This window comes from Pullulanibacillus pueri (genome assembly GCF_014639255.1).
GTDB lineage: Bacteria > Bacillota > Bacilli > Bacillales > Sporolactobacillaceae > Pullulanibacillus > Pullulanibacillus pueri.
The window spans coordinates 226,259-240,886 of record NZ_BMFV01000001.1 but is presented as its reverse complement, the minus strand read 5'-3'; the positions used below and the strand labels follow the sequence as shown (position 1 = coordinate 240,886).

Below are 14,628 nucleotides of genomic sequence, written 5' to 3'. Positions count from 1 at the left end.
CGTCAACAAATATTAAATTAACAAAAACTGGACACTGGGCATTGATCTTTATTTGGAGGATTAAAAGGTGTTTAAAAAGGTCCCCTCTCTAATCAAGAGCCCTCGGTTATAAGCATCCTTGTGGCTACAACCAAAGCTAGAACGTCCAATAATTATTGAAAAGGTGAACTCACTTATAGCCCTGGCATGTCTTTTTCATGTTTAAAACACCAGTATTATCGTCATCATTAACATATTAAAACCGCCAATAGTTTTATCTATTGACGGTTTTTTTAGATGCATTAACTTGCGTTTAAGGCTTCAAATTGGCTAATGACAAGCTCGTAATATTTTCCACCAAGGACCATGAGTTCATCATGTGTCCCTTGTTCAAGAATATTCCCATTCTCAAGTACGATAATTTTGTCAGCCTCACGGATCGTAGATAATCTGTGAGCAATGATAATTGAGGTTCGACCTTCAAGTAACTTGTCTGTTGCTTCCTGAATCTTCAATTCAGATTCCGTATCAATACTTGAAGTCGCTTCATCAAGAATTAGAATTTTAGGATTCGCGAGTAATGCCCTTGCAAAAGAAAGCAATTGACGCTCACCAACAGATAGAATATTTCCACGTTCCTCTACTTCAGTCTCATAACCATTTGAAAGCTGTTTAATGAAATCATCAGCACCTGCTGCTTCAGCAGCGGCAATGACTTCTTCATCTGTAGCTCCTGGTCTCCCGAAACGAATATTTTCAAGTATAGTACCAGAGAAAATAAAGGTATCTTGGATAACAGTAGAGACATTGGCTCTAAGCTCTTCTAAATTGATATCACGGACATCAATCCCGTCAAATTTGACGCTACCGCCTGTTACATCATAGAAGCGTGCAATGAGATTGGCAATCGTTGATTTACCTGATCCCGTATGTCCTACTAACGCAATGGTATCTCCTGCATTCATATGAAGGTTGATATGATTTAGCGCATTTCGTTTATCATCATATGAAAAGACAACATCCTCGAAATCGATGGTCCCTTTTATATGCTCCATACTCACCGGAGCTTCACTATCCTTCACAATAGGCTTCTCATCAAGAAATTCAAAAATACGTTCAGAGGAGGCCATTGCCATTAATAACTGGTTATATGTTTGCCCCAGACGAGAAATAGGATCCCAAAACATTCCTAAATAAAATGCAAATGAAACAAATACACCTGTTGTTACATTACCACTATTTAGAATGAGGTAAGAACCAAACCAAATGAGAATGGCCGAACCCACAGCGTTAGCACCTTCAACAAACGGACTAAACGTCGCACTCTTTTGTTGCGCTTGGTTTTGCGTCTCTCTTGTCTCAATATTAACACCATCAAAGAAGGCTTCATTGTTGACTTCTTGGTTAAAAGATTGAGTCACACGCACACCTTGCAGAGATTCGTTCAAGTGGGAATTTAACTTGGATAGTTTTACCCTTACCATTTGCCATGCTCGACGAATTTTCCTACGGAATTTTGTAGATAAGAAGAACATGATAGGTAGAACCACTAAGACGGCCAAGGCTAATTGCCAGCTTAAGGTGAACATAATGACCAAAATACCAATAAGCTGTATTAAATCCATGAGTGTGTTGACAATACCGTTTGTAAATAAGTCTTGAAGACTATTTACATCATTAATAATTCTAACGAGCACTGATCCTGCAGATCGTTGATCAAAAAATCGATGTGAAAGTTTTTGAACATGATTAAATAATACTTTTCTTAAATCATAAATGACATATTGACCAAGCTTGTTTGTCAGTTTTATACGAAAATAATTGCTTATGAGATTGATTAAGTACATTGCTGCAATTGCTGCAACTAACCAATATAACGCGTGGGTATCTCTTTGCCCAATGACTCGGTCAAAAGCTACCTTACCAATTAAAATAGGGACAAATAAGCGAACTGCTGTATTCACTAACAATGCCACCACTGCAGCTGGAAGCAAGGTTTTCGAATACGGTTTAAGATATCCTAACAATCGTAACATTTGTGGCCAGTTAAACGGCTTTTCTGCGATCCTATCCTGTGTGTAATAAAACCGCTCACGATTTTCTAAGGATTTTGATTCAGGTTTTTTTGTAGCCATGACTTCCACCTCCTAGTGAGCATTTTGTCTTGCTTCTAATATATCTTTATCTTTAAACTGAATGTCATAAATTCTACGGTAAAGCCCTTCTGGATTTTGAATTAATTCACTGTGGACTCCCCGTTCAGCAATTCTCCCTTTATCAAGAACAAGAATTTCATCAGCATGTTGCACAGAAGAAATTCGGTGAGCAATAATAAAGGTTGTTCTTCCTCTCATCAATTCACGGAAGGCCTTTTGAATTTTCGCTTCTGTTTGCATATCTACTGCACTTGTTGCATCATCCAGAATAAGAATACTTGGGTTGACTAACAGTGCACGGGCGATTGAAATCCTTTGTTTCTGGCCCCCAGAGAGCCCAAGTCCCCGTTCGCCTAAGACCGTATCATAACCATCAGGTAAACCCTCGATGAACTCATGCGCCTGAGCTCTTTTAGCGGCATCAATGACGTCTTCTAATTTGGCGTCAGGATTCCCATAGGCAATATTATCCCTGATAGTTGAAGAGAACAAGAAATTCTCTTGAAGAACATAACCAATGCTTTTTCTTAAGACAGGTAAAGAATAGCGTTCAACGGGTTCGCCGTCGACTAACACTTGCCCTTCTGTGACATTATAGAAGCGTGCAATTAGCTGTGTAATAGTCGATTTACCAGAGCCTGTTGCCCCCATTAATCCTATGACTTGACCTGGTCTTGCTTCAAAAGTAACATCTTTTAAAGCATAAACGGTTTCATTTGGATACTGGAAAGTAACATGGTTAAATTGTACTTTTCCTGCAATTTTTTCAGGTGAATATGCATCCGCTGGTGATTCAATCTCAGACGGTTCATCTAGGATTTGTAATAGACGCTCACCAGAAGCCTTTGCCTGTGAAAATTGGTTAATGATAAACCCTAGATCCTGCAATGGACCCATGATATACCATACTAAACTAAAGAAGGCGATTAATTCTCCAGGTTGCATCGACGAATGAATAACTAAGTAACCACCAAAACCTAAAAGCACAACCACACATAAATTTCCTATAAACTCCATGACCGGGAAGAATTTTGCCCATATGTTCGCTGTGAAAATTTGTTTTTCTTTATAATCTTCATTTGTTACCGCAAAACGCTTGATTTCTTCATCTTCTTGAGAAAGGGCTTTAACAGTATTCATACCGCTAATATTTTCTTGAACTCGCGTATTCATCCGCCCCATTGAAAGTCGAATGGCACGGAAAGCCGGATGCACCTTCTTATCAAATTTCATAACTGTAAATGTAAGAAAAGGTGTCATGATGAGAGTCACAATCGCCAGCTGCCATGAATAAACAAACATAATAATTAAACTAAATGTAACCATAAAAATAAATCTGATGAGCTGGCTCATCCCAGCTGAAAGGAAGAAGCGAAACCCTTCAACATCTTGTGTTAATCGTGACATCAAGTCGCCTGTTCGAGCATTATCATAATAACGAAAGGGTAAAGTGTTCAATTTTGCATATAATGCTTTTCGCAATTCATACACCGCATTAATACCAAATTTCGCACCCCAATACTGTTGGTAATATGCCGAAAACCCTTTTACAATCATTATAAGAATAAACCCAATTGCAAGGAATGCTGCATAGCCGTAATTTTGTTTATTTACGACTTTATCAATCGTTTGCTGTAAAAAGACTGGATAAAGCACCGTAATCCCTGTTACGAAAAATAAGAAAAAGAGCGATCCGAAGAAAAATCTTTTGTAAGGCCAATAAAAATCCTTTAATCGCTTAAAAACATCCATGGGGGTCACCACCTACTCCATATCGCTTAGAATTGTAACATTACTAAATATAACGGATTTCGAAATATTTAACCACAAACTAAATGAACCAAATTGACTTAAATTACAATGTTTTAAATCAAATTTACGGTTTTTTAAAATGAAATTATATTTTTAATACTTTTTACTATCCTTATCTCCCAATATCTACGATTCATGTTTTAGTTTCAAAAAGAATTTCCCCTTTTTTTAAGTGGTCTAAATTGTTACAAAACACATAATACCACCATTATTATGCATTATCTAATAAAACGACTCCAAAAATAAACAAAAAAAATAAAAACAGGCGTTCGACTGTTTTTAAGTATCATTTCTGTATTAAATACCCCTCATTGATTATTAAAAATGAGGAGAAAGAGCTAAAGCCCTCCTCCCCATTCCGTTTTATTCCTCTGTTTTATTAAGAAATACCGGGCAATATGTCCGATTCTTCAAGGAAACCAAAGTCAATCAAGAAGCATTGAGTGTTTTTTGACCTGGTTTCCAATTGGCCGGACAAAGTCCACCTGTTTGCAGTGCTTGTAGTACTCTTAATATTTCATCAACATCGCGTCCAATATCATTGTGATGAACCACCGAATATTTTAATTCTCCTTTAGGATCAATAATAAACAACCCTCGTAGCGCAATTCCTTCTTCTTCTATAAGTATCCCATAGTTCCTAGCCACCTCATGATTAGTATCAGCGGCAAGGGGATAATTTAAATCACCTAACCCGTTTTTCTCACGTGGCGTATTGATCCAAGCTTTATGGGTATGAATTGTATCGGTGGACACTCCAATAACTTCTCCATTAAAGGCTGTAATATCCTGGTAACGATCACTGATGGCTGTTATTTCCGTCGGACATACAAATGTAAAATCCATAGGATAGAAGAATAGAATGGTCCACTTCCCATTCTTTATATGCTCATCAAGACTTACCTTACCAAACTCCTTATTTGGCATCACGGCTTCCATCTCAAAGCGAGGTGCCTGTTTCCCTATCATTTGTCCTAACATATGTATCCCTCCGTACTCACTATACTTCGTTTGAATTCTACTATTATTATCGCTATACTAGACGAATAGTATACATACATTTTTAAAATTTGAGGTGATGCATTACATGTCATTAGATATCTTTAATAATTTATGGGAATATCTTGCGACAAATTTAGGATTTAAAATTCTTAAGATTATTTTAATCTTGATCCTTTTCTTTATCTTTAAAGGGATAGGAAAAAAGGCTATCAACCAAGCTTTTAAGGTTTACCAAGAGAAGCAACAAGCCACAAAAGCTCGTGTTTATACAATGGAAAAACTCGTCAACAACATTCTATCCTATGTTCTCATTTTCATCATGATTGTAATGATCTTCAACACATTAGGGATTCACACAGCAAGTCTAATTGCTGGGGCTGGTGTTGTAGGTCTTGCCATTGGGTTCGGTGCACAAGGTCTTGTCAGTGATGTCGTTACTGGTTTTTTCATTTTATTGGAGAAACAAATGGATGTTGGCGAAGTGGTCACCATTGGAAGCTATAATGGCATTGTCGAAGAGGTTGGCTTAAGAACAACACAAGTGAGAGGTTTTGATGGCATTCTTCATTTTATCCCTAATCGAAACATTTCAAGTTTAAGCAACCATTCTCGAGGAAACATGAGAGCATTAGTAGATATCGGGATTTCATATGATGAGGATATAGATGAGGCACTTAAAGTCATTCAAGAAGTTTGTGAGCAAGTTGCTCAGCAAGAGGAAAATATCGTAGAAGGACCTGACGTGATTGGTGTACAAGCTTTAAACAGTTCTGACGTCGTCCTAAGAGTTATAGCCCAAACTAAAAACGGTGAACAATTCGGAGTTGAACGGACGCTTAAAAAAGCCATTAAGGAAGCACTTGATGCGCACAATATCGAAATTCCATTTCCGCATCAAGTCATGGTTCATAAACAAGAGCGTTCACAGGGCTAAAACGTCTATCAGCAGGGGCTGGGACATAACGAAATAAGCCAAGTCAAAAGACGAACAATCATATTTTTAAATATAAGTAAGTGTTATGACGCAAAAAGCGAAGTGTTTTGACGGAGCGACCTTACGTACAAAGGCAAAAGCGAACGACTTCTAAATCGTTCGGTTTTGCCTTTGTCTTATATAATTTTAACCCAGCCTCCTCTTTTTTAGGATCTATTATAGATGTTGAGGTTACACCTCTTTAAAAATGGCTATTAAAACATCTTTAAGTGAGATCTACACTATTAGCTCGGAAAGGTATCACCTTAAAGTTACGGGGCAATCTATAGCAATAGCAACGCGCAATGCGAAGGGAGCCTATACTCAATAAGGCTCCCTTGACCATCTTATCATCAGTGACAACTTTTTATATCCCTTAATTTGTATTTATAAGCCGTCTTTTAATGATGGTATTCATCAATCTGCTCCTTTAATCTTTACTTTCTTTATTTGTGTTCCTGATAATTCCGCAATTTGAACATTAAGTGTGCCTAAGTGAAGCTCCATCCCCTCCGAAATATTAGGGTACTTTGCCAAAATTAATCCCCCAATCGTATCAATATCATCATGTTCAAGCTCTTGATTAAAAAAGCGATTAATTTCCGATAAAAGTGTTTTTCCATCGACTAAATAAGTGCCCTCTTCAACCTCATCAATCATGGGACGTTCATCTGTATCAAATTCATCGCGAATCTCTCCCACAATTTCTTCTAGGATGTCTTCAACAGTGACGATCCCACTCGTTCCACCATATTCATCCATTAAAACGGCCATATGGACACGTTCCTTTTGCATTTTTACAAGTAATTGTTTGATGGGAATCGTTTCAAAAACATGAAGAATGGGTCTAATATGTTGCTTAATATCATCTTTATTATCCGCCATAAATCGTGAATAATAGAGCTCCTTAATATTGATAAGACCAATAATGTTATCCTTATCATTTTCTGCAACAGGATATCTTGTAAATGTACTTTCAGCCATGATTTCCCTATTGGCCTCAAGAGACTCTTCTAAATAGAGACAAACCGTTTCGGTTCTTGGAATCATAATCTCACGAGCGGTTCGATTATCAAATTCAAATATTCGGTTTACATATTTATATTCAGATTGATTAATTTCCCCACTTTTATAACTTTCAGAGAGGATCTGCCTAAGCTCTTCTTCAGTATGTATGGTTTCCGACTCAGACATTGGCTTGGCGCCAAACAAACGAGCAATCGCATTCGCTGAACCATTCAGTATCCAAATAAAAGGATAGGCGATAATGTTAAACACAATTAAGGGTTGAGCTGCCATCATCACAATCGCTTCAGCTTTTTGTATCGCGAATGTCTTTGGGGCAAGTTCTCCCAAAACAACGTGAAAAATAGTCACAAATAAAAAGGAAAGGATAACCGATATTGTAACCGAAAGCGTCCCTGAAAAGGAAAACACCCCAAAAAGGTCTTCAATCATATGACCAATGGTGGGCTCACCAAGCCACCCAATCCCTAGAGAAGTCATCGTTATGCCCAATTGACAGGCTGACAAATATTCATCTAACTGATGAATGACTTTCTTTGCAGCTATAGCTTTCTTATTCCCCTGATCAGCCAATAATTCAATTCTAAGTTTGCGGGCTCTCACAATAGCAAACTCAGCAGCAACAAAAAAGGCGGTGAGTAAAATAAGTAGAATCAGAATGATCAATTTAAGCGTCACTGTTCATTTCTCCTAAAAAAACTTGTTCTTACATTATTATATGTGTTCAAAACTCTTCCCTAAATATACGAAACAATCTATATAATGGTTTCATTATGTATAAAGAAAGCAGCCTTAATTGGCTGCCTACACGTTATGTTTACTTATCGACTTAGACGATGCTCAACCTCTTCACATACTTGATTGGCATCCATTCCGCGGCAATCAATGACTGGAGCCTCTGTAACAATATCCTGTACGCCCATAACATTTTCATCCACTCCAGAAATGACACAGCAGTCACAATCTTTGGCGTCAGCTTCCTGTCTAAAAGGAACCACTTGATACCCTTTTTCCTCTAATGCTTGTTGAACATCTGTTAAGGTTTCTTCAACTGCAATCTTTGCCACTTGTTCGCACCTCCTCGAATAATAACGCAATACATGTATATCATGCCAATCTCTTTGGAGGTTTATACGAATAGCTTGATTAAAAAGCTTTTTTTAAATATCCTGTAACAATCTCAACACCCATATGAAGTGCATTTTCATCTGGCTTGAATTTTGCCGCATGTAAGCCCGCTTCTGAATCGACCCCTAGCCAAAACATGAAGCCAGGAATGTCCTTTAAGAAATAACCAAAATCTTCTCCTGTCATCGCCTCTTTACAGATAACTAAAGGATAGTTACTAGACCGACAATAATCAATGAAATCAGATGTTGGCTGGGAATGATTATAAACTTGATAATAATTTGAACCAAAATCAATCTCAGCATCACATTCAAATGATGCTTCAATTCCCACAAGATGTGCTTTTATTGACCGCTTAATTTGATCCATTGTTTTAGGGTCAAGTGCCCTCAGCGTTCCTTCGATTCGTGCCGTTTCTGCAATGATGTTTTGTTTTGTCCCGCCGGTAACCTTTCCTATAGTAACCACTGCGGAATCAAGAGGATCGATACGCCTGGAAACGATGCTCTGGATTTGAGTGACAAAATGACTTGCGGCCACAACCATATCATTAGATAAATGAGGGTAAGCCGCATGGCCCCCTTTACCCTTGAGATCAATGAATAGTTCTGACGTATTGGCAAAGAGAAGACCTTCTCGTGTCGCAATCGTCCCCGTAGGATATTCAGGGGCCACATGGAGAGCCATAATTTCATCAGGACGCCATTCATTAAATTCACTACTCTTTAGCATAGGAAGGGCGCCACCAGGACCTTCTTCAGCAGGTTGAAAAATGACAAGGACATTATGCTCAGGGGGGTCTGCAATTAAACGTTCAATGACGCCAAGCGCTATCGTCATATGAAAATCATGCCCACAAGCGTGCATATTCCCCTCATGTTCAGAACAAAAATCATAGCCCGTCTCTTCTTGAATCGGAAGACCGTCGATATCCGTACGATAAGCCTTCGTCTTATGATTCTCAGGTTGCGTCCCTCTAATGAAAACAAGAACACCCGTCTTCCATGTTTTTATCGATAGTCGCTCACCAGCGGAAAAAGATTCAAGAGTGTTTAAAATAAGTGCTTGTGTCTTATGTTCTTGAAAGCCGAGCTCCGGTATCCGATGGAAGCTTCGACGTGTTTGAATAAGATCTAATCCCATTTCCCACTCACCTCATGGATAGCATTTAAGACTACAAATACAGGGTCCTCATCTTTTAGGACCCTGCTTGACCATTAATCTTCTTTTAATTGACGAAGTTCTTGCTTAATTTCTGTTTTGGAACGTGTTTTATCATCGATCTCCTTAATGACTCGAGCAGGCGTTCCTGCTACAACTGTATTGGGCTTAACATCTTCAATAACCACAGCACCAGCAGCAACGACCGCGCCTTTTCCAACTGTTACGCCTTCAAGAACAACCGCGTTAGCACCAATAACCACGTCATCCTCAATGACAACAGGTTGTGCTGATGGTGGCTCAATGACACCTGCAAGAACTGTACCTGCACCAATGTGACAGTTTTTTCCTACCGTTGCTCTCCCGCCGAGAACGACGTTCATGTCAATCATGGTGCCTTCTCCGATCACCGCACCAATATTAATGCTTGCACCCATCATGATCACTGCATTTTTACCAATTTCGACTTGATCACGGATAATAGCTCCCGGTTCAATACGGGCTTGAACCTTTCTATAATCAAGTAAAGGAATGGCAGAGTGACGACGATCATTTTCTAAGACGTAGTCTTCTATCTTGTCAGTATTTTCATCTAATACTTCTTGAACCGTTTTCCATTCGCCAAAAATAACTCCACTTTTATCATTAACAAACGCCTGTATGTCTTGACCAAAGTCAATATCAGACAATTGACCTTTTATGTATACTTTCACCGGCGTTGATTTTTCACTATTTTGGATGAAAGAGATGATTTCGTTAGCATCCATTTGTTTCACATTGATCTCCTCCTCAATCTTCCTCTTTTATAGAGTCGTGTATAATGTTATCGAATTTCGACATAAAAGTCTATAATGGTTCGCTACATTCCTATCATTCTTCATTTAAAAGATCAATAAAAGCCTTCACCTGTTTGAGCTGAATCGCATCTTCATGAGCCAAAAGCCATGTATCTCGCTCAATGCCCTGGCGCATTTTATCCTCAAGAGGAATTTTATTAATCCCGTAATCACGATCAGTCAAACTCACCGATGGCAAGATCGCATAGCCAATACCATTCAAAGCCATTTGTTTACAGGTTTCGATTTGATCCACAATAATAGTCCGCTTCGGCGTTTTTTTAAAGTGGTTATGCCACCAGTCTTGAATTTCCTGATAGTAAGTTGAATCACTGCGAAACTGTATAAAGGGTTTTTTGTAGTTATCAAGTTCCTCCAGACTCTCAAGCGTTGTATCTACAAGATTAAGGGCATCCGTAAACAGATGACGTTTATATCCCCGCCATTTAGGATTCCCACGAATAATCCCAATATGACCATCATCCTCGTACATATGATGGAGAATCTCACTAGACCACCCTGTCACCAGTGAGATCTTGACAAGGGGATAGCGCTCAACAAAACGCTTGAGAACCTTCGGAAGCCAATATTGACCAATAATAGAAGCCACCGCTATTTTAAGCGTGCCATACACCTCTGATTGATCAGAAATAAGACTTTCACGCAGCTTATCTTCTTTTTCTATCGTTTCTTTTGCAAACTGAGCCACTCTTTCCCCTTCAGGTGTTAAGTCCAGCCCTCGCTTTGAACGGACAAATAGCGGAGTCCCCCAATCACGTTCAATGGATTGCAGGCGCTGACTTAATGCGGGTTGTGAGACAAATAGTCGCTCCGCTGCTTTTCTCATGTTTTTTTCTTCACCTAATACGAAGATAATTTGTAAGTCACTTCTTTGCACGTACTCTACCTCCAAGTCGTTCGTATATTGCTCACGCATCCCGTTGTTTACTCATCTCGCGACGAAAAATACTTCTTAGGGATACAGATAATCAAAATTAAAGAAATGACTGTAAAAATAAAAACACCAATATAAACAGAATGTAAAGCGACCTCAAGACCATGTTTTAGCAACGCCATCGCATGCGCAGATAGGTTCACACTTTTATTTTCTAACACGGCATTGGCAGAATTGATGGTAAGGTGCTCTTTGGCGCCATGCTCACTTATAAAATTTTGTAGACGGGTATTTAAAAGTCCCCCGAGTAAAGCTGCGCCTATAGCGCTTCCTAGCATACGCATAAACATATTGGAAGATGTCGCGGCCCCACGAAGTTTCCAGGGCACACTATTTTGAATGGCCACAATAAAAATGGTACTTGTTGAACCCATACCAAGACCAATCACAAACGAGCTTATCGCTGCATAGATAGGCCCTTTCTCTCCGTTTAAAAGGAAAAAGAGAATCCCACCAACCACAAGGAAGGCACCACCTATTGTTAACAGCAAGCGGTGGCTTCGCTTAAGCAACAGCCGACCAACAATGGTAGAGGAAAGCGGCCAGCCTATAGACATTGTCGTTAACGTAAATCCTGCAATAATAGCCGATTGACCCATAATGGACTGGACAAACGATGGTAAGAACGTTGTCAAACCAATCGTCACAATTCCAGTGGTTAAACTAACTGTATTGGCAATCGCAATTAATGGATTTTGCCAGATGACTAAAGGAACAACAGGTTCTTGGGCCTTTCGTTCTCTCCATATAAATAAAATAATGCCGATGACAAAAAGAAGAATCAAGAGTAAAACAGGTAAAGATAGCCACGACCAAGCCACTCCCCCTTGAATTAAGACAATCATCAATGAGGAGATCACCACAAACATAAGAAATGAGCCTAAATAATCAATCGAATGCTTCTGCTTCTCAACCTTTTCATTAAAGAAAATAAGAATACCGATAATCGACAATATGCCAAGGGGAAGGTTAATCCAAAATACCCATGACCAACTTATGTATTCTACAAATACACCACCAAGCGCCGGACCACAAATAGCCGATATTCCCCAGACACTTGACAAATAGCCTTGAATTTGACTTCGTTCTTTTATAGTATAGAGATCCCCCACAATGGTCATGGCAATGGGCTGAACAGCGCCTGCCCCTAACCCTTGAATCACTCGAAAAAGAATTAACAACTTCATGGATCCAGCGAACCCTGCACACAAAGACCCGATCAAAAAAACAATAAGTCCAAAAAGAAAAACTGGTTTTCTCCCAAATAGATCGGAAAGTTTTCCATAGATCAGAATGGTCAAGGCATTCATCAATAAATAGGCAGAAAATACCCAGCTATATAACTTAAAACCACCCAGATCTCCTACAATAGCAGGTATTGCGGTGGCTACAATCGTCGCCTCTATTGACGCCATGAACATGCCTAAAATCAATGAACCTAACACTAGTGAACGTCTTTTTTTATCTTTATCAGTAAGGACAGCAACCTGCTCCATTTCATCACCTCGAGTTTCTCGATAACTTCTTCATCATTATATAAGAATTAAACATAAAAAAACCAGCCGTTAAGGCTGATCTGTAACTGAACGACTAATGTCTCTCAAATAGTGGTTTAAAAATTTTAATAGCGAGCTGCGCGGAAGGATGCCTTGAAATATCCCCTTATCATCTTCTATACATATAAAAGCATGATCAATCGAAAGCTTTATCGCAGATAATAGATCATCTCCTACTCTTAATAGAGGAGGATTTTTTTTCATGGCAGATTCTACAATCCGTTCCCCTAGCTTTTCATATTCAATCCGCTCGATACCTACAATATTATTTAATATTAATGTTTTACTAATGACCCCTTGCAATCTAGAATCCCGGTCTAAAACAGGAATCGCTGAATAACCTGTTTTCATTAAAACTAATAAAGCATGTTCAAGTGGATTTATGGATTGAACATGAGCCACCTTATCTGCAGGAATAACTAATTCCATAATATTTTTTTTAAAGACGTCCTCACTTGTCATTTTCTTCATGAACTTCATCCTCTCTCATCTCATGAAGGGACTTTCTGTAAGCCTTTTCCATAATTTTAGCATATTAAAACTTGTTCCGTCACTGTTTTTCTTTGCAAAAAAAACGCGTCAAATAAAAATAGAAACGAACACTTTTCCGATATTATACAAAAATAAAAATGTCGTTTTATGTATGATTTCGACGAAACGGTTTAAAACAAGGGACTTTTGTACGATAATATAATTAACTTATGCCAAGTATATAATAAAAGGAGTAGCTGAAATGATTAAAGATATAGAACAAAAAAGAAAACAGCTCATAGAAACAGCCAATCGATTTGGTATTCATGCCAGCATAACACTTGAATGCAGTAAAGAGCTCGATATTCTCATTGCTCATTACCAAAAAAGTCAATATCTAAAAACCACTCAGATGATGTATAGAAACATAAGTTAACCATATGTACTTATTCGTGTAAGAAACAAAGCACTTGTCCTTAAGGATAAGTGCTCTGTTAGAAGTATTCATAAAGAAAACCCATAGAAACGCGCCTTTAGGCCTTGGTCTTGCTTCACAATTTTTAATCCACTATAAAAACAAAGCTAATAATTGATATATAAGAGCTGCAACAATAGCAGTAATCGGAAGCGTGATGATCCAAGTTAAAACGATATTCAGAGCTGTTCCCCATTTTACACCTTTCACCCGTTCTGCAGAACCTACACCCATAATAGAAGATGAGATGACGTGAGTCGAACTGACAGGTAGATGGATAAGCGTCGCACCAAAAATAATACTCGCAGAGGATATGTCTGCGGCTGCCCCGTTGATCGGCTTAATCTTCATGATTTTACCACCAACTGTTTTAATAATTTTCCAACCGCCAATAGAGGTTCCCAGTCCCATGACCGTTGCAGACGCCAACCTTACCCACATCGGGATGTCCATTGAAGATGTGAAATTAGCACTCACTAATGCCAGCGTAATAATCCCCATCGCTTTTTGTGCATCATTTGTGCCATGAGTAAAGGATTGAATGGCCGCTGTGAAAATTTGAAAGACTCGAAAGCCCCTATTCGTCTTACCTAAATTAAAATTCCGGAAAATCAGCTGCAAAAGAGTCATAACAATAAAGCCAATGGTTAGAGCCAAAATTGGTGATACAACCAGGGCAATAATAATGTTAATAAAGCCATGATAATTTAAAGCATGAAAACCAAGCGCAGAAATCGCGGCACCAGCTAATGAACCAATAATAGCATGGGAAGAGCTACTCGGTATGCCATAGTACCACGTCACTAAATTCCATAAAATCGCTGATATCAGTGCTGACAGGACAATAACTGAACCATTTTCAATATGGAAGGGATCAATAATCCCGCTTCCAATCGTTTTAGCGACCCCGGTAAATGTGAGTGCCCCAACGAAATTCATGCTTGCGGCTAAAACAATAGCGATCTTCGGACTTAGCGCTCGAGTCGACACTGAAGTGGCAATGGTATTTGCTGTATCATGAAAGCCATTAATAAAATCAAAGCCTAAAGCAAAAATGACGATGAGTATAGTCAAAAAAAATAAGCTGTCCATCAAAAT

Annotated in this window: 13 protein-coding genes; 2 read left to right on the top strand and 11 right to left on the bottom strand. The window is 38.7% G+C overall.

The features are described 5' to 3' along the window. Positions 1-281: 281 nt before the first annotated feature. From IEV91_RS01045 to IEV91_RS01035, 3 genes are all read right to left on the bottom strand, one after another. Complete coding sequence (locus IEV91_RS01045; RefSeq protein ID WP_188495175.1) at positions 282-2,114, bottom strand: ABC transporter ATP-binding protein; 1,833 nt, start codon at positions 2,112-2,114, stop codon at positions 282-284. Positions 2,115-2,126: 12 nt separating this feature from the next. Next, entirely contained in the window at positions 2,127-3,887 is a 1,761-nt protein-coding gene (locus IEV91_RS01040) for an ABC transporter ATP-binding protein (RefSeq protein WP_188495172.1), read from the bottom strand. 489 nt (positions 3,888-4,376) lie between these two features. Next, positions 4,377-4,928 carry a peroxiredoxin gene (locus tag IEV91_RS01035; protein ID WP_188495170.1) on the bottom strand — a complete coding sequence of 184 codons (552 nt, stop codon included), beginning with the start codon at positions 4,926-4,928 and terminating at the stop codon, positions 4,377-4,379. 97 nt (positions 4,929-5,025) lie between these two features. On the opposite strand from IEV91_RS01035, the gene IEV91_RS01030 reads away from it, so the two are divergent. Beyond that, complete coding sequence (locus tag IEV91_RS01030; protein ID WP_373284380.1) at positions 5,026-5,883, top strand: mechanosensitive ion channel family protein; 858 nt, start codon at positions 5,026-5,028, stop codon at positions 5,881-5,883. A gap of 456 nt (positions 5,884-6,339) precedes the next feature. On the opposite strand, the gene IEV91_RS01025 is transcribed toward IEV91_RS01030, so the two are convergent. The 7 genes from IEV91_RS01025 to cbpB all read right to left on the bottom strand — a co-directional run bounded on the left by IEV91_RS01025 (position 6,340) and on the right by cbpB (position 13,055). Beyond that, on the bottom strand, positions 6,340-7,626 hold the full coding sequence (locus IEV91_RS01025; protein ID WP_188495167.1) for a hemolysin family protein: 1,287 nt from the start codon (positions 7,624-7,626) through the stop codon (positions 6,340-6,342). 143 nt (positions 7,627-7,769) lie between these two features. Next, positions 7,770-8,015 (bottom strand): YkuS family protein, encoded by a 246-nt coding sequence (locus IEV91_RS01020; RefSeq protein WP_188495165.1) that lies wholly within the window; start codon positions 8,013-8,015, stop codon positions 7,770-7,772. Positions 8,016-8,094: 79 nt separating this feature from the next. Further along, complete coding sequence (locus tag IEV91_RS01015) at positions 8,095-9,219, bottom strand: N-acetyldiaminopimelate deacetylase (protein ID WP_188495163.1); 1,125 nt, start codon at positions 9,217-9,219, stop codon at positions 8,095-8,097. A gap of 74 nt (positions 9,220-9,293) precedes the next feature. Further along, a complete protein-coding gene (gene dapD / locus IEV91_RS01010; RefSeq protein WP_188495161.1) occupies positions 9,294-10,013 on the bottom strand; it encodes a 2,3,4,5-tetrahydropyridine-2,6-dicarboxylate N-acetyltransferase in 720 nt (239 codons plus the stop codon). A gap of 94 nt (positions 10,014-10,107) precedes the next feature. After that, on the bottom strand, positions 10,108-10,971 hold the full coding sequence (gene ccpC / locus IEV91_RS01005) for a transcriptional regulator CcpC (protein ID WP_188495159.1): 864 nt from the start codon (positions 10,969-10,971) through the stop codon (positions 10,108-10,110). Between the two features lie 47 nt (positions 10,972-11,018). Beyond that, entirely contained in the window at positions 11,019-12,524 is a 1,506-nt protein-coding gene (locus tag IEV91_RS01000) for an MDR family MFS transporter (protein ID WP_188495156.1), read from the bottom strand. Positions 12,525-12,593: 69 nt separating this feature from the next. After that, positions 12,594-13,055 (bottom strand): cyclic-di-AMP-binding protein CbpB, encoded by a 462-nt coding sequence (gene cbpB / locus IEV91_RS00995; RefSeq protein WP_188495154.1) that lies wholly within the window; start codon positions 13,053-13,055, stop codon positions 12,594-12,596. 262 nt (positions 13,056-13,317) lie between these two features. Between cbpB and IEV91_RS00990 the strand changes: the two genes are divergently transcribed. Continuing rightward, entirely contained in the window at positions 13,318-13,491 is a 174-nt protein-coding gene (locus tag IEV91_RS00990; RefSeq protein WP_188495152.1) for an aspartyl-phosphate phosphatase Spo0E family protein, read from the top strand. Between the two features lie 132 nt (positions 13,492-13,623). Here the strand turns inward: IEV91_RS00990 and IEV91_RS00985 are convergent, their stop codons facing one another. After that, positions 13,624-14,622 carry an inorganic phosphate transporter gene (locus IEV91_RS00985; RefSeq protein WP_188495150.1) on the bottom strand — a complete coding sequence of 333 codons (999 nt, stop codon included), beginning with the start codon at positions 14,620-14,622 and terminating at the stop codon, positions 13,624-13,626. Between the last annotated feature and the right edge of the window lie 6 nt (positions 14,623-14,628).

Coding starts and splice junctions, on each gene's coding strand:
- IEV91_RS01030 (WP_373284380.1), top strand. CDS start 5,026: ATGCATTACATGTCATTAGATATCTTTAATAATTTATGGGAATATCTT.
- IEV91_RS00990 (WP_188495152.1), top strand. CDS start 13,318: ATGATTAAAGATATAGAACAAAAAAGAAAACAGCTCATAGAAACAGCC.
- IEV91_RS01045 (WP_188495175.1), bottom strand. CDS start 2,114: ATGGCTACAAAAAAACCTGAATCAAAATCCTTAGAAAATCGTGAGCGG.
- IEV91_RS00985 (WP_188495150.1), bottom strand. CDS start 14,622: ATGGACAGCTTATTTTTTTTGACTATACTCATCGTCATTTTTGCTTTA.
- IEV91_RS01000 (WP_188495156.1), bottom strand. CDS start 12,524: ATGGAGCAGGTTGCTGTCCTTACTGATAAAGATAAAAAAAGACGTTCA.
- IEV91_RS01015 (WP_188495163.1), bottom strand. CDS start 9,219: ATGGGATTAGATCTTATTCAAACACGTCGAAGCTTCCATCGGATACCG.
- cbpB (WP_188495154.1), bottom strand. CDS start 13,055: ATGAAGAAAATGACAAGTGAGGACGTCTTTAAAAAAAATATTATGGAA.
- IEV91_RS01040 (WP_188495172.1), bottom strand. CDS start 3,887: ATGGATGTTTTTAAGCGATTAAAGGATTTTTATTGGCCTTACAAAAGA.
- IEV91_RS01035 (WP_188495170.1), bottom strand. CDS start 4,928: ATGTTAGGACAAATGATAGGGAAACAGGCACCTCGCTTTGAGATGGAA.